Source organism: Microbacterium sp. LMI1-1-1.1 (assembly GCF_040815675.1).
Classification (GTDB): domain Bacteria; phylum Actinomycetota; class Actinomycetes; order Actinomycetales; family Microbacteriaceae; genus Microbacterium.
The window spans coordinates 217,420-235,127 of sequence record NZ_JBFPNN010000001.1 but is presented as its reverse complement, the minus strand read 5'-3'; the positions used below and the strand labels follow the sequence as shown (position 1 = coordinate 235,127).

General features: G+C 71.0%; 16 protein-coding genes. 9 read left to right on the top strand and 7 right to left on the bottom strand.

All coding sequences use genetic code 11. The features are described 5' to 3' along the window. Nucleotides 1–2: 2 nt before the first annotated feature. Genes MRBLMI1_RS01105 through MRBLMI1_RS01090 form a run of 4 tightly spaced genes read left to right on the top strand, consistent with a single transcriptional unit; the run spans nucleotide 3 to nucleotide 2,472 of the window. Nucleotides 3–371: a VOC family protein gene (locus MRBLMI1_RS01105; protein ID WP_367726301.1), complete on the top strand. Its 369-nt coding sequence runs from the start codon at nucleotides 3–5 to the stop codon at nucleotides 369–371. Nucleotides 372–395: 24 nt separating this feature from the next. Next, entirely contained in the window at nucleotides 396–1,157 is a 762-nt protein-coding gene (locus MRBLMI1_RS01100; RefSeq protein WP_367726300.1) for an EI24 domain-containing protein, read from the top strand. A gap of 26 nt (nucleotides 1,158–1,183) precedes the next feature. Beyond that, nucleotides 1,184–1,333 (top strand): hypothetical protein, encoded by a 150-nt coding sequence (locus MRBLMI1_RS01095; RefSeq protein ID WP_367726299.1) that lies wholly within the window; start codon nucleotides 1,184–1,186, stop codon nucleotides 1,331–1,333. A gap of 32 nt (nucleotides 1,334–1,365) precedes the next feature. Then, a complete protein-coding gene (locus MRBLMI1_RS01090; protein ID WP_367726298.1) occupies nucleotides 1,366–2,472 on the top strand; it encodes a class I SAM-dependent methyltransferase in 1,107 nt (368 codons plus the stop codon). Nucleotides 2,473–2,493: 21 nt separating this feature from the next. Here the strand turns inward: MRBLMI1_RS01090 and MRBLMI1_RS01085 are convergent, their stop codons facing one another. Further along, complete coding sequence (locus MRBLMI1_RS01085; protein WP_367726297.1) at nucleotides 2,494–2,958, bottom strand: DUF3817 domain-containing protein; 465 nt, start codon at nucleotides 2,956–2,958, stop codon at nucleotides 2,494–2,496. A 407-nt stretch (nucleotides 2,959–3,365) separates the two neighbouring features. On the opposite strand from MRBLMI1_RS01085, the gene MRBLMI1_RS01080 reads away from it, so the two are divergent. After that, the gene (locus MRBLMI1_RS01080) at nucleotides 3,366–4,385 is read left to right on the top strand and encodes an FUSC family protein (RefSeq protein WP_367726296.1); all 1,020 of its coding nucleotides are present in this window, start codon (nucleotides 3,366–3,368) and stop codon (nucleotides 4,383–4,385) included. 163 nt (nucleotides 4,386–4,548) lie between these two features. After that, nucleotides 4,549–8,151, top strand: a complete 3,603-nt coding sequence (locus MRBLMI1_RS01075; RefSeq protein ID WP_367726295.1) for a LamG-like jellyroll fold domain-containing protein — start codon at nucleotides 4,549–4,551, stop codon at nucleotides 8,149–8,151. Between the two features lie 68 nt (nucleotides 8,152–8,219). Here the strand turns inward: MRBLMI1_RS01075 and MRBLMI1_RS01070 are convergent, their stop codons facing one another. Together MRBLMI1_RS01070 and bla are read right to left on the bottom strand one after the other, a co-directional pair. Continuing rightward, nucleotides 8,220–9,059, bottom strand: a complete 840-nt coding sequence (locus MRBLMI1_RS01070; protein WP_367726294.1) for an endo alpha-1,4 polygalactosaminidase — start codon at nucleotides 9,057–9,059, stop codon at nucleotides 8,220–8,222. Nucleotides 9,060–9,129: 70 nt separating this feature from the next. Next, the gene (gene bla / locus MRBLMI1_RS01065) at nucleotides 9,130–10,062 is read right to left on the bottom strand and encodes a class A beta-lactamase (RefSeq protein ID WP_367726293.1); all 933 of its coding nucleotides are present in this window, start codon (nucleotides 10,060–10,062) and stop codon (nucleotides 9,130–9,132) included. Nucleotides 10,063–10,226: 164 nt separating this feature from the next. Here bla and MRBLMI1_RS01060 point away from each other — a divergent pair, with 164 nt between their 5' ends. Together MRBLMI1_RS01060 and MRBLMI1_RS01055 are read left to right on the top strand one after the other, a co-directional pair. Further along, the gene (locus MRBLMI1_RS01060; RefSeq protein ID WP_367726292.1) at nucleotides 10,227–11,507 is read left to right on the top strand and encodes a DUF3500 domain-containing protein; all 1,281 of its coding nucleotides are present in this window, start codon (nucleotides 10,227–10,229) and stop codon (nucleotides 11,505–11,507) included. A 109-nt stretch (nucleotides 11,508–11,616) separates the two neighbouring features. Continuing rightward, complete coding sequence (locus MRBLMI1_RS01055; protein WP_367726291.1) at nucleotides 11,617–12,507, top strand: aminoglycoside phosphotransferase family protein; 891 nt, start codon at nucleotides 11,617–11,619, stop codon at nucleotides 12,505–12,507. A gap of 36 nt (nucleotides 12,508–12,543) precedes the next feature. Here the strand turns inward: MRBLMI1_RS01055 and MRBLMI1_RS01050 are convergent, their stop codons facing one another. Further along, nucleotides 12,544–13,281, bottom strand: coding sequence for an SDR family oxidoreductase (locus tag MRBLMI1_RS01050; protein ID WP_367726290.1), 738 nt, complete (start codon nucleotides 13,279–13,281; stop codon nucleotides 12,544–12,546). An 88-nt stretch (nucleotides 13,282–13,369) separates the two neighbouring features. On the opposite strand from MRBLMI1_RS01050, the gene MRBLMI1_RS01045 reads away from it, so the two are divergent. Further along, nucleotides 13,370–14,014, top strand: a complete 645-nt coding sequence (locus tag MRBLMI1_RS01045) for a TetR/AcrR family transcriptional regulator (protein WP_367726289.1) — start codon at nucleotides 13,370–13,372, stop codon at nucleotides 14,012–14,014. 65 nt (nucleotides 14,015–14,079) lie between these two features. Here the strand turns inward: MRBLMI1_RS01045 and nrdF are convergent, their stop codons facing one another. Genes nrdF through nrdI form a run of 3 tightly spaced genes read right to left on the bottom strand, consistent with a single transcriptional unit; the run spans nucleotide 14,080 to nucleotide 17,653 of the window. Further along, nucleotides 14,080–15,054: a class 1b ribonucleoside-diphosphate reductase subunit beta gene (nrdF, locus tag MRBLMI1_RS01040; protein WP_367726288.1), complete on the bottom strand. Its 975-nt coding sequence runs from the start codon at nucleotides 15,052–15,054 to the stop codon at nucleotides 14,080–14,082. 32 nt (nucleotides 15,055–15,086) lie between these two features. Further along, nucleotides 15,087–17,243 (bottom strand): class 1b ribonucleoside-diphosphate reductase subunit alpha, encoded by a 2,157-nt coding sequence (nrdE, locus tag MRBLMI1_RS01035; protein ID WP_367726287.1) that lies wholly within the window; start codon nucleotides 17,241–17,243, stop codon nucleotides 15,087–15,089. Continuing rightward, nucleotides 17,225–17,653, bottom strand: coding sequence for a class Ib ribonucleoside-diphosphate reductase assembly flavoprotein NrdI (gene nrdI, locus MRBLMI1_RS01030; protein ID WP_367727528.1), 429 nt, complete (start codon nucleotides 17,651–17,653; stop codon nucleotides 17,225–17,227). The genes nrdE and nrdI overlap by 19 nt, the downstream gene beginning before the upstream one ends. Nucleotides 17,654–17,708 lie beyond the last annotated feature (55 nt).

Below are 17,708 nucleotides of genomic sequence, written 5' to 3'. Positions count from 1 at the left end.
TCATGGAATGGAAGATCGAGCTCATCTTCGTCCCGGTGTCGGACGTGGACCGGGCGAAGGAGTTCTACGAACGCATCGGCTTCCACGCCGACCACGACCAGCGAGTGAACGACGAGCTGCGCTTCGTGCAGATGACCCCACCCGGGTCGGCGTGCTCCATCGCCTTCGGCACCGGACTCGGCCTGACGCTGCAGCCGGGGCAACAGGACACGATCCAGGTCGTGGTCCCGGACGCCGACGCGGCGCTCGCGCAGCTGCGGGACGCCGGTGCGGCCGCCGACGGCGTCGACGAGCAGGCGTGGGGGCGTTTCGTCACGTTCGCGGACCCCGACGGGAACCGGTGGACGCTGCAGCAGATCCCCGGGCGGTGAGGCGCGTTCTGCGAGACTGACCGCATGCGCGAATTCCTCGCCGGTGCCGGGATGCTCGGCCGCGGCCTCGGTCAGTGGCGACGCACGCCAGGCGCGATGGCGCTCGGACTCATCCCCGGTGCGGTCGTCGGTCTGGTCGCCGTCGGCGCGCTCGTCGCCTGGGGCATCACGCTGTCGAATGTCGTCGACGACTGGACGCCCTTCGTCGACAGCTGGGCGCCGTTCTGGTCGGACGCGCTGCGGGTCGCCGTGGGCGTCGCATCCTTCGGCGCGGCCCTCCTGATCGTCGCGGTCACCTTCACCGCGGTGACGCTGACCGTCGGCGAGCCCGTCTACGACCGAATCTGGCGCGCCACCGAGAAGTCGGCCACCGGGCAGGTCCCGGACACGGAGTACGGGTTCTGGCGTGCGGCGGGAGACAGCGTACGGCTGGTGGTCCGCGGCATCCTGGCCGCTCTCGTCGCCTGGCTCGTGGGACTCGTCCCCCTCGTCGGCGGCGTCCTCGGAGCGACCGTCGGCATCGTCCTCACCGGGTGGCTCCTCGCCGACGAGCTGACCTCGCGGGCCCTCTCCGCCCGCGGGCTGTACCGCCGCGCCCGCCGGTCACTCCTCCGGCGCAACCGCGCCCGCGCCCTCGGCTTCGGCGTCGCGACGCAGCTGTGCTTCCTCGTCCCGCTCGGGGCGGTGGCGATCATGCCCGCCGCGGTCGCCGGCAGCACGCTCTGGGCGCACGCGGCGCTCGGCGAGAGGGCCGCGGTGCGCGAGGCCGCCGACGGGGCACGATAGCCTGGGACGACCGAAGGGACCCCCTCATGTTCATCATCTCTCTCGTGCTGTTCCTCGCCGGCATGCTGCTCACCGGCCTCTCGTTCTCGCTGGCCGCACCGGCGCTGTGGTTCGCCCTGGGCGTCCTGCTCGTCGCGGCCGCGCTGGCCGTGCCGTTCCACTTCGGCACCCGGTAAAGACCTCCGGCTGCCCTGCAGCCGCATCCGACGTGTCCTTCCCGTTCGACGCGCTCCGTCGCCGCCCCGATCTCGAGGGCCCCGGCCTCCTGCCCTTCGACGCCGCCGACCGGCTGATCCTCGACGAGTCGGCGGGGTCCCGCGCCGCCGCGCAGGACGGCGATCTCGTCGTCATCGGCGACGGCTACGGCGCGCTGACCCTGGCCGCGGCGCACGCGGGAGCGCGTGGCATCCGGGTCCATCAAGACGCCCTCACCGGGGAGCGCGCACTGGCGGCCAATGCCGAGACACTCGGGCTGGACGGCACGTTCGCAACGCACCCCCTCCTGGATGCCCACCTCGTGACCGGCGCCCGGACCGTCCTGCTCCGCCTGCCCCGGTCTCTCCGCGCGCTTGACGACATCGCCGGGCTCATCGCCGCGCACGCCGATCCGTCCGTGGTCGTGGTCGCCGGCGGCCGACTCAAGCACATGACGGTCGCCATGAACGACGTGCTGCGCCGGCGGTTCGACCGCGTCGACGTGACGCATGCCCGGCAGAAGTCCCGGGTGCTCCTCGCGCGGGGCCCGCACGGCGGGATCGACCCGGAACCGGATGCCGCTCGCGCGGACGGCCTCGAGATCCGGGCGTTCGGCGGCGCGTTCGCCGGCGCCGCGATCGACATCGGCACGCGGCTGCTGCTCGCTCACCTTCCCGCGCCGACGGGACCCGAGGCCATCGATCTGGCCTGCGGAACCGGGATCGTCGCCGCGACGCTGGCCCGGCGGCATCCGTCCCTGCGCGTGGTCGCCTGCGACCAGTCCGCCGCGGCGGTCGCCTCCGCGCGCGCCACCGCTGCCGCGAACGACGTCGCCGACCGGGTCGAGGTCGTGCGCGACGACATGCTGCGGTCGCGCGCGGACGGCAGTGCGACCTTCGTCGCGCTGAACCCGCCGTTCCACGTCGGAGCCGCCGTCACCGAGGACGTCGCCCCGCGGCTGTTCGCCGACGCCGCGCGGGTGCTCCGGTCGGGCGGCGAGCTGTGGACGGTCTGGAACTCTCCGCTGCGCTACCGCCCCGCGCTGGAGCGCCTCGTCGGGCCGACGCGGCAGGTGGCGCGGAACGCCAAGTTCACGGTGACGGTGTCGACGCGACGCTGACGCGCGACGCCGCCGGGCGGCTCAGCCCTTGCCGCCGGGCGGGCCCACGACGAGCAGGACGACGAACACCACCGCCACGGCCGCGGCGAGGAGCAGACCCAGCACCCCGGGCCGACGCAGGAAGAAGCGCAGCAGCCGGTCCACCGGCCGCCGGTCGCGCGGATCGTCGCTCTCCTCGCGACGCCACGATCCCCGCAGTCGGCCGCTGCGCTGCAGCCAGATCTCGGTCGGGATCGTCGCGTACGGGATCACCGCGCTGACCACGGCGAGCGCGGTCGGCCCGATCCCCCACCGCTGGTTGAGAGCGACGAGCACGGCCGTCGCCCCGTAGGCGAGGAAGACGAAGCCGTGGATGCCGCCTCCGATCGACACCGCGACGGACAGGTCGGCCGTCGCCCTCAGGATCAGGCCGCCGATGAGCAGCGTCCAGGAGACGGCCTCGGCGATGGCGAGCGTGCGGAACAGGGTTAGGGGCGTGCGGAACACGTCTCTCCTCGGGCGGGTCGGGGCTTCCCACCCTACGGAGCGCCGCCGCCGCGCGAGCCGGCTCCGTTCGACGTCGAAGGACGTCACTCCCGCGGCAAGTCGTCGCCCTCCACCGTGGGGTCCGACTGACCGCCGTCCGCGGCCGTGGACGTGTCGGGCTCGGGCCCGGGCTCGATGGGGGCTTTCTCCCGCACTACGGCGCTGACTTGTCGCAAATGCACGCCCAGAGCAGCCGCGCCCGTACATCTGCGCCAACTCACGGCATCGGGGCACAGACCGCGCTGACTCGCCGCGAATGCGCGCTCGAAGCCCCCGTCGGCGAGCATCTGCGCCACCCCACGGCGTCGGGGAACGCGGGGCTGACCACGGCCGACGGGCCGGCGCGGGCACCGGCGTAGGGTGGAGGGGTGGCAGAAGCATCCCGGGGTCGAGTCTGGACCGGGGTCCTCCGCATCGGTCCGCACCAGGGCGATCACCGCGTCGCGCTGCGCGCGGCGGTCAGCGTCGCCGTGCCGCTGCTGATCCTGCTCCTCATCGATCGCCTCGACCTGAGCGTCTATGCCAGCTTCGGCGCCTTCGCCGCGCTGTACGGTCGGCAGGATCCCGCCCGCGTCCGGCTTCGCATGCAGACGACCGCCGGTGTCGTGCTCCTCGCGTGCATGCTCATCGGGACGACCCTCTCCCTCGTGTCGACGCCGCCCCTCCTTGCGGTCGCGGTCATCGCCGTCGTCGCGGCGGCCGTGACGCTGTTCGCGTACCGTGCGCAGTGGCATCCTCCGGGCGCGCTGTTCGCGGTGTTCGCCGTCGGGGCGTGCGCCAGCTTCCCCGCGACCCCGCTCTCCCTCGCCGAGGTGCTCGTCGTCGGCGCGACGAGCGTCGCGTGGTGCCTGCTCGTCACCGTCGTCTTCGCGCTGGCCCGCCGCGGCCTGCGCTCCCCGCGGTCCAAGCCGCGCCTGGCGATCGGGCCCGTGGCCTGGGAGATGACGGCGACCGTCGGCGTGGCCGCGCTCCTGGCCGGGGTCGCCGGGCTGCTCCTGGTCGGCACCCACTGGTACTGGGCCGTCGTGGGCGCGGTCGCCGCCGTCGGCGGTGCGCACGTCACGGCGCGGCTGATCCGCGGCGCGCAGCGACTGACGGGCACGCTGCTGGGCGTCCTCGTCGCCGCCGGCCTGCTCGCGCTCCACCTGCCGGCATGGGCGGTCATCCTCATCGCCGTCGCCCTGCAGGCCGGGGCGGAACTGTTCGTCGGGCGCAACTACGGCATCGCGATGGTCTTCATCACGCCGCTCGCGCTCCTCATGGTGTCGCTCGCGTCCCCGACACCCCCGGAGCTGCTGCTGCGCGACCGCGTGCTCGAGACCGTCATCGGCGTCGCGGTGGGCACGGTCGTCGCGGTCGCGTCGGCGACCCTGCGCCGACGGCACTGACGCGGATCGATCTCTTGTTAGCGGGAACATTTCCCGCTACCGTAGGCGCCGGACCCGGCGTCACCCCGCCGGACCCGGCGGCACCCCGCCGGACGGCAGCGACCACCCCCGCGTCCTGCCGCTGTTCGCACCTGGTTCACCGCCGAACCGAGAGGAACCGTCGATGAAGACGACCGCACGCCCCCGTTCCCGCCGGCCGCTCTCCGCCGTCGTCGTGGCCGCCACCACCCTCGGCCTGCTCGCGCTCCCTGGCCTGCCCGCCGCCGCCGCCGAGGCGCCGACCCCGATCCTGTCGTACGACTTCGCGGCATCCACCTCCCCCGGTTCCGCTCTCGCGGCCGGCGCGACGATCGCCGACGCGGCGGGGTCGCACCCGGGCACCGTCCGCGGGACGGGCGCGACCTCCGTCACCGGACCCCGCGGCGGGTCCGACCGTGCGCTGAAGCTCCCCGGCGGCGCCGCCGGGTCGGCCGCCGCGTTCGTCGAGATCGCTCCCGGGCTCACCACCGCCGCGACGACCGACGTCACCATGTCGGCATGGATGCGCTGGGACGGGAACCAGAGCTGCGCCTGGGCCTACACGCTCGGCCAGTCCAGCGACCGCTACCTCTTCACGACCCCCCAGTGCGGCGGCCGCCTGATCGGCGCCGTCAAGAGCGGGTCCGAGCAGCGGGCCTCCGCGCCCGGCCCCGCGGACGTCGGCCGGTGGAGCCACGTCGCCGTCGTGCTCCGCAGCGGCGTCAGCGTGTCCACCTATGTCGACGGCAGCCTCGTCGAGACGACCCCGACCGCCGTGACCGGAGCCGCCACCGTGGGGACCAGCGCGTTCTCCGGCCTGCTCGGCAAGTCCTTCTACGGTCCCGACCCGTTCTTCGCGGGCGCCCTCGACGACGTGCACGTCTACGCCCAGGCCCTGACCCCCGAGCAGGTCCGGATGGATGCCGCCCCCACCGCGACCGCCATCGTCCAGGCCGACGCGGAGGCCGTCCGGGTCCCCGTCTCCGGCCCCGTGACCGGCGACATCGCCCTGCCCACCCGCGGAGCGGGCGGATCCGCCATCTCCTGGGCCAGCAGCGACCCCGCGGTGGTCGGTGCGAACGGCACGGTGCGTCGTCCCGCGGCCGGCTCCCCCGACGCCGTCGTCACCCTCACCCCGACCGCGACGCTCGCCGGAGCGAGCGCGACCGGCGCGGCCACCAGCGTCACCGTCGCCGCGGACACCGAGGCCGACGCCGCCGCGCGTCTGCGGACAGCCCTCGTCGTCCCGCCCGTCGTGGCATCCGGGACCACCCTGCCCACCGTGGCGGGGTACCCGATCGCGTGGACCGCCGACGGCACCGCCGCCGCGAACGACACCCTGACCAACACCACGGCCGCGGACCGCACCGTCCAGCTGGTCGCGCGGGTGCGCGTCGGCGCGACGACGGTCACGAAGACCTTCGCGGTCACGGTGCTGAGCTCGCAGACCGGGCGCCAGCTCGTGTCGTACACCCGCACCCCCACCGGCGAGCGCAACGCGAACACCGACTCGGTCGCCCGCAGCCTGCACCTCGCGCTCGGGACGTCGCCGGCCGACGCGACCCCGCTGTACAAGAACGGCGGTATCGCCTTCGCCGAGGGCGAGTTCTTCGCGGTCGACCGCATCGACCACCGAGGGATCGCGAACCCGTCGCTGTTCACGTTCGCCGACGGCACGATCGGCGTGATCGCGACCCGCGTCCAGCAGGGTGGCGGCGCGGACGGCACGCAGACCTCGAGCGCGCTCGTCTTCAAGGCGACGGATGCCGGTGCGACCGACTTCACCGAGCTGGGGCTGCTCGACCTGGGCACCACCGCGGGCGTCGTCGAGCCCCGCGCCGTCTACGACTCCGACCAGAAGCGCTACCTCGTCTCGTGGAGGGACGCGGCCGGCGCAGCCCGCTCGACGACCGTCACCGACCTCGCGCGCACGGAGCTGCGCACGGCGCCGTTCTGGCCTTCGAACGACGGCAAGCGCTCGTGGGTCGTCACGGAGGGCAACCGCGGCGCGGTCCTGTCCGGCTCGGCGATCACCGTCGGGAGCCCCGACCTGTCCGGCTTCGCCTCCCGGGTCGCGGACGCGCGTCCCGCGGGGACCCTCCCCGTGTCGGGGGCGACGGCGACGTCGCTGACCGCCCGTCTGGGACGGATCGTCAACACCGCCGTGTCGGTGAAGCCGCAGGTGGTGCGTCAGGGCGAGGCGTCCACGTTCGCGGGAACCAAGGCCGACCTGTCGTACTCGGACGGGTCGACCGCCACGCGCGGCGTCGATTGGAACCAGGCGGACCTCGACCGTCTCGCCACGGCGGCGCCGGGTACGTACACCGTCAGCGGGACCGTGCGTCAGCGCGAGTACGCCGAGCCCTTCGCCTTCAACCGGGCCGACCCGACGATGTACCGCTACGAGCGCGACGGCGAAGTGAAGTACCTCTTCATCGCGACCGACGACACGAACAACAACAACATCGCCTCCGCGCACCTGCCGATCCGCGTCGCGGACACGGTCGACGCGCTCGCGGACGTCAACGGCGGCCGCTCCATCGAGGTCGACCTGCTCAACCGGAACACGCGCGGCGACCGCACGGCCGAGGGCAAGGTCATCGCGGGATGCTACTGGGCGCCCGAGATCCACGAGATCGGCGGCAAGCTGTCGATCCTGTTCGCACCGTGCTTCAACCCGGACAACGACCAGTCGACGCAGGGCGGCGCGTGGTTCACGGTGCAGGCGCACATCATGCAGCTGCGCGACGGCGGCGACCCGGCGAACCCGGCCGACTGGTCGAAGCCGAGCGCCGTCACCAAGGCCGACGCGTCGCCGCTGGGCCGCGCGGAGTTCGGACGCAACATCAGCCTCGACATGACGTACTTCGAGTCCGGCGGCACGGCGTACTACGCCTGGTCGCAGCGCTACACGCCGGTCGGAGCGCCGCTGAGCGACCCGGCCACCTGGATCGCCAAGGTCGACCCGGCGCAGCCGACGCGCGTCATCGACGAACCCGTGCCGATCATCGTGCCGAGCCTGTCGTTCGAGGAGCGGCTCGCCGAGGGGGCGTTCGCCATCCAGCGGGACGGCCGTATCACCCTCGTCTACTCCAGCGACGGCGTGAGCCCGAAGTACATCGTCGGCGGTGCCTGGGCCGACGAGGACAGCGACCTCACCGACATCGACAGCTGGCACAAGTACGACCTGCCGCTGCTGAAGAGCGAGCCGATGCCCGCCGGGGTGACCGACTACCGCACCTACGAGCAGGGTCCCGGGCACGGTTCGGTCACCACGGACGAGGACGGGAACGACCTGTACGTCTACCACACCTGGGGCGACGGGGTCGGGGGCGACGGACGGGACACCCGCATCGTGCGCATCCATTACGCGGCCGACGGCCGTCCCGTCTTCGACATGACCCGCGACGAGGAGGTGCTGCCCGCACTGCGGACGGTGACGACGACCGTCACGGTCACGCCCGCCCTCTCGGCGACCGCCGCCTCGCGCTGCGTCAGCGGCAAGGTCGTCCTCGTCGGCACCGTGCAGAACACCGGCACCTCGCCCGTGACGGTCACCCTGTCGTCGCCGTACGGGTCGCGGAACCTCGGGTCCCTCACGCCGGGCGCCCGCACCTCGGGATCGCTCACCGTCCGGGCGTCGGCCGTGGAGGCGGGCTCCCTCACGGTGACGGCGACCTCGACGGTCGACGGCAAGAACGTGACGACGCAGACGTCCGCGGCCTATCCGGCGCGGTCCTGCCGCTGACGCGCTAGTCGCATCGGCGAGGGGCGGGACGGAGGGATGCCGTTCCGCCCCTCCTTCGCGCCTCCCGCCTATCGCCCGCAGGACGCGTAGCGGTACGTGGGGTCCTCGGGCGTGACGAGCTTCGGGTCGCGGAGGATCATCGACGACGGCCGGCCGGGATCGGCGCAGGAGTCGTCGAACCCGCCGGCCCCGAGCTCGTCGGTGTACTCGATGTCGAGCACGGTGGCGTACACCTCGGTGAAGGCGGCGCATTCGTCGAACTCCCGACACGACTCCGCCACCGCGAAGTCGTACCCGGCCGCGCGGAGCTCGCTGGACAGGTCCGGGGTGTTCTTCTGCGCGATGGCAAGTCCCGCGTCGTGCGCGATGCGCGCGTACTCCTCGGCGAGGGCGAGATTGTCGGATGCCGTCGTCGCCCCCTCCGAGCGGAGGAACGCGTCGAGGTTGTCGATCTCCACCCCGTCGAAGCCCGACTCGCGGCATCCCTCGATCCAGGGACCGACGATCGCCGCCAGCCGACGGCGGTTCTCCGCCGTGGAGGTGTCGAACAGGTACTCGTCCGGCCACCCCGGATCGACCAGCGGCTCGCCGTCGACATGGAGGAGCAGGTCGGGATGGTCGCGGGCGAACGCCGCGGACGCGTCGGGCTGCGTCTGGAAGCCGTTCACGTAGCAGACGTCGTAGCCCGCGCCGGCGGGCGGGGCGGTCCGATCACGGACGACGACGGTCGCCCCCTCCGGCGGGTCGTAGGGTCCCCCGAGCTGATAGTCGAAGCCGCTCCCGGGCGGCGGCGCGGCGACCGTGTCCGTGCCGCCGCTGTCCGCGCCGCCCGTGCCGGCGCAGCCGCCGAGCAGCGTCGCGGACAGGACCAGGACGGCCAGCCGGCCGCCTGCGAGGAATCGCGTCATCGTGTCCGCTCTCTTCGGGGGTCTCCTGGGTCGACCTTCCCATACGCGGGTCGACCCACCGGCCCTGCCGTCAGAGCGCGTCGAAGACGACGCGGGCCGCGTCGGCGACGGCCGCGTCGTCGTAGGAGGCGTCCGGGTCGTTCGTCCTCGTCAGGACCGCGAGGAAGACCCGGCGCCCGTCGGGAGAGGTGACGACGGCGACATCGTTGCGGATGCCGCCGGCCCCACCGGACTTGTCGGCGACCGTCCACCCCGAGGGCGCGGCGCTGCGGATGAGGGTGTCCCCCGTCGCGTTCCCGCTCATCCACTCGAGCCAGGTCGCCGCCTCCTCCGCTGCGAGCGCCTCTCCCGCCAGGATCTCCCCGAGGGCGGATGCCGCGGCGTCCGGCGTCGTCGTGTTCTCCTCCGACCCCGGGCGCACGTCGTTCAGCTGCGGCTCGAACGCCGTCACCCGTGTCGTCTCGTCGCCGATCCCCCGCAGGAAGTCCTCGACGCCCGCCGGCCCGCCGACCGACGACATCACGAGGTTCATCGCGGTGTTGTCGCTGTCGCGGACCGCGGCCTCGGCCAGCTCGTCGCGGGTGAGACCGTCGCCGACGCGCATCGAGGTCACCGGCGAGTAGCCGGCGGCATCCACGTCCGCCTGCGTCCAGGTCACCGTCTCGGCGCGCTCCGCCGGCGTCTTCACGGCGAGGAGAGCGGCGGCGGCGAACGCCTTGAGGGTGGAGGCGTATCCGAACCGCTCATCGCCCCGGTACGACAGGATCTCGCCGTCGGCGTCCATGACAGCGACACCGACGGTGACGTCGTGAGCGGCCTCCACCTCGCCCAGCGCGCGGGCGACGTCCTCCCCGGGGACGGTCGACCCGCCGTCCGCCGACGAGGTCTGCGCCGAGGGCTCCGGCAACGGGGTGGCCGTCCCCTTCGCGCATCCCGCGAGGGCGGCGAGCGCGGCGACGAGGACGGCGGCGGCGGCGGTGCGGAGGACGCGGGGGGCGTGCATGAGAAGCATTCTCACACGCGCTCCTGTCCGCGCCTCCGCGCGACGCTCATCGAGTCCCCCCCCCACCCGGCACGCCTCGGTGGGCGAGGCGGGCGGCCACCCTCATAGGAACGTCCAAGGTTCGCTGAGGGCCCGGTTTGGGAGCCCTTCCCATCATGATGGGCATGCACACCACGAACCTGCTCTCCCGCCTTCGTCGCTCCTCGACCGCCCCCGACGCGCCGGTCGCCCGCCCGACCCGGACCAGACCCCTCGCGACCTTCGCCGCCGGCGTCGTGCTCATGTCGGTGGCCCTGACCGGCTGCGCCGTGGGCGCCTCCACCACCACGCCGACGACGGCCGCCACGACCTCGACGACGACCTCCGCGTCCGCGTCGACGAGCACCACCGCGTCCACGGGCACCTCGGCCACGACGACGACGCAGACCATCACCGACACCGCCGCCGCGGCGGAGGCGTTCCTCGCGACCCTCAGCGACGAGCAGCGCGAGGCCGTCTTGTACGACTACGACGACGAGACGAAGACCACCTCGTGGTCGAACTTCCCCATCACCTTCGTCGAGCGCGCGGGCCTGAACCTCGCGGACCTGACGGACGAGCAGAAGACCGCCGCCCTCACCGTCCTCCAGGCGCTGCTGAGCGACGAGGCCTACCAGACCGTCAGCGACATCATGGCCGGTGACGCCTACCTGTCGGAGTACTCCAGCTCCACGGACGCGGACGTGCTGGGTCAGTACTACATCGCCTTCTTCGGCGACCCCTCCGACACGTCGGCCTGGGAGGTCCAGTTCGGCGGACACCACCTCGGCATCAACGCCACTCTGGACGGATCGACGGATGCCATCACCTTCGCACCCACCCACCTCGGGGTCCAGCCGGCCGACTTCACCGACGACTCCGGCACGGAGGTGCAGCCCTTCGAGGGCATCTACACCGACGCCTTCGCGTTCTTCGACAGCCTCACCGCCGAGCAGCAGGCGACCCTCACGTCGGGCGACGTGTCGATGTGCGCGCCGGGCGACACGTGCGACTTCGAGACCGGCGCGGGCCTGACCGGCGCGGACCTCACCGACGAGCAGAAGCAGCTGCTGCTGGAGCTCATCGCCAACTGGGCGGGAATGGCCGACGAGCAGACCACCGCCGACGCCCTGGCGAAGATCGAGGCCACGCTGGACGAGACCGTGATCGCGTGGTCCGGCGAGACGGTGTACGACATGACCACGGGCGACGGCATCAACTTCTCCATCTCGGGGCCGAACGTGTACATCGCCTTCCAGGCCCAGCAGGGCTCGGCCGGGGCCGACGTGTCCGGCGTCACCACCTCCGGTTGGGGGCACGTCCACACCATCTACCGGGACCCGTCGAACGACTACGCCAACAGCGTCGAGCAGCAGGCGGCCACCGGCATGGCCGGCGGTCCCGGGGGCGGGGCCCCGGGCGCCTGAGAGCGCCGGACGCCCGACGGCCCCTGAGCTCGGCCTCAGGGGCCGTCCTGGTCCCCGCTCAGAACGCGGTGATGACGTTGCGAAGGAGGGCGCGGGCTAGCCTGGCGCGATGAGCGCGACCTTCCCCCCACGGGATGCCATCGACCCGACGCTCGTCACGGCGCTCGTGCGCGCCGAGTTCCCGCGGTGGGGCGAGGACCCCGTGGTGGCCGTGCCCGAGTCCGGGAACGACCACCGCACGTTCCGTCTCGGCCGGGACCACCTCGTGCGTCTTCCCGCCGATGCGGATTACGTCCCCCAGGTCGAGAAGGAGCAGCGGTGGCTGCCGCGGCTCGCTCCCCTGCTCCCCCTGCGGATCCCCGTCGTCGCGGGCCGCGGTCGCGCGACCGCCTTCTTCCCGGCACCGTGGTCAGTCTACGAGTGGATCGACGGGCATCGGCCGGATGCCGCCCGGATGGCCGACGACGTGGCCCTGGCCGACGGGCTGGCGTCGTTCCTCGCCGCTCTGCGCCGGGTGGACGCCGACGGCGGTCCGGCTCCTGGGCTGCACAGCGCGTTCCGCGGGGGCGACGTCGCGCAGTGGGAGGATCAGGTGTTGCCGCGACTGGATCTCCTCGACCGATCGGACCGCGACCGTGCTCGCGGGATCTGGCGGGAGGCGGTCGACGCGACGTTCACGGGACCGCCGGTCTGGGTCCACGGCGACGTCGCCATCGGCAACCTGCTCGTCGACGACGACCACCGTCTCACCGCCGTCATCGACTTCGGCTGCTCCGCCGTCGGCGACCCGGCGTGCGACACGGTGATCCTGTGGACGAGGTTCCGCGGACACGCCCGGACGACGTTCCGCCGCACCGTCGGGTTCGACGACGCGACCTGGGCGCGCGGCGCGGGGTGGACGTTGTGGAAGGGACTCATCATGCTGACCAACGTGACCCCCGGCGAGGCGGATTTCGCCCGCCACGTGCTCGCCGAGGTCCTGGGACGCGATCCGCACTGACGCCCCTCGCGCGGTCGCGGTCCGCCGGGGCCGGCGTCAGGCGGCGCCCCCGTTGACGTAGAGCACCTGGCCGTTGACCCATCGCGCGGGACCGGCGAGGAACGACACCGTCTGGGCGATGTCGTCGGGGGTGCCGAGTCGGCCCATCGGAGTGGATGCCGCGATCCCCTCGATCTGCTCCGGGCTCTTGCCCTCGAAGAACAACGGGGTCGCCGTGGGGCCGGGCGAGACGGCGTTGACCGTCACGTCGCGCCCGCGGAGCTCGCGGGCGAGGATGAGCGTCAAGGCCTCCACGGCGCCCTTGGACGCGGCGTAGGCGCCGTATCCAGGGATCTGCAGCCGCGTCACCGAGGTCGAGAAGTTGATGATCGCTCCACCGGAGCGCACCCGCCGCGCGGCGAGCTGGTCGGCGACGAACGTCCCGCGCACGTTGGTCCGCTGTATGCGGTCGAAGGTGTCGAGGTCCAGGTCGACGAGCGGCGACAGCATCATGATGCCGGCGGTGTGCACGAGCACGTCCACCCCGCCGAACCGCTCCTCGGCCATGTCGAAGACCACCGCCATCTGCGCCTCGTCGGCGATGTCCCCTCCGACGGCGACGGCGCGACCGCCGGCATCCATGATCCGGGCGACCGTCTCGTCGGCTCGGTCCTTGTTGCCGGCGTAGTGGACGACGACCGCCATGCCGTCCGCGGCGAGCCGTTCGGCGCTCGCGCGCCCGATGCCGCCGGAGCCGCCGGTGACGATGGCGACACGATCCGCGCTGCTGCTCATGATGATCTCCTCCGGTAGAATATGAACGACCTGTTCACTTACGACGGTAGCATCGCAAATGAACGCACCGTCCACAAGAGGAGGCGCGATGAGCGCGACACCGGCACTCCGGCGCGGACGCGGCCGCCGTCCGGCGGAGGAGGTCCGTGCGGAGGTGCTCGCTGCTGCCGCCCGACTGCTCATCGCGGAGGGCATGCGGGCGGTCACGTTCGAGCGGATCGCCCACGCGGCCGGAGCGAGCAAGACGACGCTCTACAAGTGGTGGCCGTCTCCGGCCGCCCTGGCCGCCGAGGCCTACTACCGCGAGAGCGAGACGCTGCTGAGCTTCCCCGACACCGGAGACCTCCACGCGGACCTGGTCGCGCAGATGACGGCATTCCTCGGACTGCTCACGCACGGCGGCGCCGCCGGGCCGGTGTCGGAGCTGATCGGCGCGGCGCAGACGGACCGGGATCTCGGGGAGACCTGGTCGCGCGTCTACGGACTCCCCCGCCGGGAGCTGGCCCGCGAGCGCCTCCGCTCCGCGCAGGCGCAGGGAGAGCTTCCGGCGGACGCCGATATCGACATCATGATCGACCAGCTGTGGGGCGCCTGCTATCACCGGCTGCTCGTGCTCAAGGTGCCCCTCGACGACCTCGACGTGGAGCGGCTCGTGACCGCGGCGATGCGGGGCGCCGGCGCCGCTCGCGGAGGTGCGCGGAACGCGGACGAGCCCCCGGCGCCCGCCCCCTGACAGGGGCGGTGCGACGGGGGCTCGTGGTCGCTGCGCGGATCAGATCCGCACGGTGATCGAGGGGTTCAGAAGTCCCAGTCCTCGTCCTCCGTGGCCTCGGCCTTGCCGATGACGTACGACGAGCCCGACCCGCTGAAAAAGTCGTGGTTCTCGTCGGCGTTCGGCGACAGGGCCGACAGGATCGCCGGGTTCACGTCGGTGACCGACGACGGGAACATCGCCTCGTAGCCGAGGTTCATCAGCGCCTTGTTGGCGTTGTAGTGGAGGAACTTCTTGACGTCCTCGCTCAGGCCGACCGAGTCGTACAGGCTCTGGGTGTAGTGCACCTCGTTGTCGTAGAGCTCGTACAGCAGCGAGAAGGTGTAGTCCTTCAGGTCCTGGCGGCGGGCCTCGTCGACCTGCTCCAGACCGCGCTGGAACTTGTAGCCGATGTAGTACCCGTGCACGGCCTCGTCGCGGATGATGAGGCGGATGAGGTCGGCCGTGTTGGTGAGCTTGGCGCGGCTCGACCAGTGCATCGGCAGGTAGAAGCCCGAGTAGAACAGGAACGACTCGAGCAGCGTCGAGGCGACCTTGCGCTTGAGGGGGTCGTCGCCGCGGTAGTAGTCCATGACGATGCGAGCCTTCTTCTGAAGGAACTCGTTCTCGGTGGACCAGCGGAACGCCTCGTCGATCTCCTTCGTCGAGCACAGCGTCGAGAAGATCGACGAGTAGCTCTTCGCGTGCACCGACTCCATGAACGCGATGTTCGTGTAGACGGCCTCCTCGTGCGGGGTGAGCGCATCCGGGATCAGCGAGACGGCGCCGACGGTGCCCTGGATCGTGTCGAGCAGGGTGAGACCCGTGAACACGCGCATGGTCAGCGTCTGCTCGTCGGGGGTGAGCGTGTTCCACGACTGGATGTCGTTGGACAGCGGCACCTTCTCGGGGAGCCAGAAGTTGTTGACGAGACGGTTCCAGACCTCGAGGTCCTTGTCGTCCTGGATGCGGTTCCAGTTGATCGCCTGCACGTGGTTCAGGAGCTGCAGCTTCTCAGCCATGGTGTCCTCTATCGAAAGTCGGGATCAGCGGGTCAGAGCATGCACGAGACGCACTCGGTCATGTCGGTGCCCTCGAGCGCCAGCTGACGCAGACGGATGTAGTAGATGGTCTTGATGCCCTTGCGCCAGGCGTAGATCTGCGCCTTGTTGATGTCGCGGGTCGTGACGGTGTCCTTGAAGAACAGCGTCAGCGACAGGCCCTGGTCCACGTGCTGGGTGGCGGCGGCGTACGTGTCGATGACCTTCTCGTAGCCGATCTCGTACGCGTCCTGGTAGTACTCCAGGTTCTCGTTCGTCATGAACGGCGCCGGGTAGTAGACGCGACCGAGCTTGCCTTCCTTGCGGATCTCGATCTTCGACGCGATCGGGTGGATCGAGCTCGTCGAGTTGTTGATGTACGAGATCGAGCCGGTCGGCGGCACCGCCTGCAGGTTCTGGTTGTAGATGCCGTGCTGCTGGATGGATGCCTTGAGCTCGCGCCAGTCGTCCTGGGTGGGGACCTGGATGCCGGCGAACAGCTCCTTCACCTTGGTGGTCTGCGGCTCCCACGCCTGCTCGAGGTACTTGTCGAAGAACGCCCCCGACGCATAGGTGGAGTCCGCGAAGCCGTCGAAGGACGTGCCGCGCTCGATGGCGATGCGGTTGGAGGCCCGCAGCGCGTGGAACAGCACCGTGTAGAAGTAGATGTTCGTGAAGTCGATGCCCTCTTCGGACCCGTAGTGCACGTGCTCGCGGGCGAGGTAGCCGTGGAGGTTCATCTGACCCAGGCCGATCGCGTGCGAGCGGTCGTTGCCGTCCTCGATCGAGCGGACCGAGGCGATGTGACTCTGGTCGCTGACCGCGGTGAGGGCGCGGATGGCGGTCTCGACGGTCTGGCCGAGGTCGCGGCCGTCCATCGCCAGCGCGATGTTCATCGACCCGAGGTTGCAGGAGATGTCCTTGCCGATGCCCGAGTACGAGAGGTCCTCGTTGTAGGTCGTCGGGGTGTTGACCTGGAGGATCTCCGAGCACAGGTTCGACATGTTGATCCGGCCCTTGATCGGGTTGGCCTTGTTCACCGTGTCCTCGAACATGATGTACGGGTAGCCCGACTCGAACTGGATCTCGGCGAGCGTCTGGAAGAACTCGCGCGCGTTGATCTTGGTCTTCTTGATGCGCGGGTCGTCGACCATCTCGCGGTACTTCTCGGTGACCGAGATGTCGCCGAACGGCACGCCGTAGACGCGCTCGACGTCGTAGGGCGAGAAGAGGTACATGTCCTCGCCGTTCTTGGCGAGCTCGAACGTGATGTCGGGCACGACCACACCGAGCGAGAGCGTCTTGATGCGGATCTTCTCGTCCGCGTTCTCGCGCTTGGTGTCGAGGAAGCGGAGGATGTCGGGGTGGTGCGCGTTGAGGTACACCGCGCCCGCGCCCTGACGCGCGCCGAGCTGGTTGGCGTAGCTGAAGCTGTCTTCGAGGAGCTTCATCACGGGGATGATGCCGCTGGACTGGTTCTCGATCTGCTTGATCGGCGCACCGGCCTCGCGGATGTTCGACAGCAGCAGGGCGACGCCGCCGCCGCGCTTGGACAGCTGCAGAGCCGAGTTGATGCCGCGGGCGATCGACTCCATGTTGTCCTCGATGCGCAGAAGGAAGCACGACACGAGCTCGCCGCGCTGCGCCTTGCCGGCGTTGAGGAACGTGGGGGTGGCGGGCTGGAAGCGCCCCGAGATGATCTCGTCGACCAGCTGCACCGCGAGGCGCTGGTCGCCGTCGGCCAGGGCGAGCGCGGTCATGACGACGCGGTCCTCGAAGCGCTCGAGGTAGCGCTTGCCGTCGAAGGTCTTGAGCGTGTAGCTCGTGTAGTACTTGAACGCGCCGAGGAAGGTCTCGAAGCGGAACTTCTTGCCGTAGGCGCGGTCGTTCAGCTCCTGGATGAACTCCATCGAGTACTTCGCGAGCACCGTCGGCTCGTAGTACTCCTTCTCGACGAGGTAGTCGAGACGCTCCTTCAGCGAGTGGAAGAAGACGGTGTTCTGGTTGACGTGCTGCAGGAAGTACTCCCGGGCAGCGCGCTTGTCCGCGTCGAACTGGATACGGCCGTCCGCGTCGTACAGGTTCAGCATCGCGTTGAGGGCGTGGTAGTCCATGCCCTCGAATCGCGCCTCGGTCTTGAAGTCCACGTCGCTCAGCTCAACTTCCACCATCGTTCCAATCCCTCGGTGACGCGCTCGACGTCGTCTGGCGTGCCGAAAACTTCCAGTCGGTACAAGTGCGGCACGGAGCACTTGCGGCTGATGATGTCGCCGGCGAGACAGAAGGAATCGCCGAAGTTCGTGTTGCCCGCGGAGATGACCCCGCGGATGTTGCGTCGGTTCCGCTCCTCGTTGAGGAAGCGGATGACCTGCTTGGGCACCGCGCCCTTCTCGACGCCGCGCCCCTCTCCCCCTCCATACGTCGGAGTGACGAGGACGAAGGGCTCGTCGACGACCAGGGCGGGCTCGGAGGGCAGGAGCGGGATGCGCACCGCCCGCTTCCCCAGCTTCTCGATGAAACGCGCCGTGTTGCCGGACACGCTCGAGAAGAAGACGAGGAGCGGAGACGTGGTGTCGGACATCGCGACGCCGCCGGGGGCGTTCTGGAGATCGATGCTCACGGGGACGCCCTCCGAG

Bases quoted from the DNA above. Each gene is read 5' to 3' on its own strand.
- MRBLMI1_RS01095 (WP_367726299.1), top strand. From the start codon at position 1,184: ATGTTCATCATCTCTCTCGTGCTGTTCCTCGCCGGCATGCTGCTCACC.
- MRBLMI1_RS01070 (WP_367726294.1), bottom strand. From the start codon at position 9,059: ATGACGCGATTCCTCGCAGGCGGCCGGCTGGCCGTCCTGGTCCTGTCC.
- MRBLMI1_RS01105 (WP_367726301.1), top strand. From the start codon at position 3: ATGGAATGGAAGATCGAGCTCATCTTCGTCCCGGTGTCGGACGTGGAC.
- MRBLMI1_RS01075 (WP_367726295.1), top strand. From the start codon at position 4,549: ATGAAGACGACCGCACGCCCCCGTTCCCGCCGGCCGCTCTCCGCCGTC.
- MRBLMI1_RS01055 (WP_367726291.1), top strand. From the start codon at position 11,617: ATGAGCGCGACCTTCCCCCCACGGGATGCCATCGACCCGACGCTCGTC.
- nrdF (WP_367726288.1), bottom strand. From the start codon at position 15,054: ATGGCTGAGAAGCTGCAGCTCCTGAACCACGTGCAGGCGATCAACTGG.
- MRBLMI1_RS01050 (WP_367726290.1), bottom strand. From the start codon at position 13,281: ATGAGCAGCAGCGCGGATCGTGTCGCCATCGTCACCGGCGGCTCCGGC.
- MRBLMI1_RS01060 (WP_367726292.1), top strand. From the start codon at position 10,227: ATGCACACCACGAACCTGCTCTCCCGCCTTCGTCGCTCCTCGACCGCC.
- bla (WP_367726293.1), bottom strand. From the start codon at position 10,062: ATGCACGCCCCCCGCGTCCTCCGCACCGCCGCCGCCGCCGTCCTCGTC.
- MRBLMI1_RS01100 (WP_367726300.1), top strand. From the start codon at position 396: ATGCGCGAATTCCTCGCCGGTGCCGGGATGCTCGGCCGCGGCCTCGGT.
- nrdE (WP_367726287.1), bottom strand. From the start codon at position 17,243: ATGGTGGAAGTTGAGCTGAGCGACGTGGACTTCAAGACCGAGGCGCGA.
- nrdI (WP_367727528.1), bottom strand. From the start codon at position 17,653: ATGTCCGACACCACGTCTCCGCTCCTCGTCTTCTTCTCGAGCGTGTCC.
- MRBLMI1_RS01045 (WP_367726289.1), top strand. From the start codon at position 13,370: ATGAGCGCGACACCGGCACTCCGGCGCGGACGCGGCCGCCGTCCGGCG.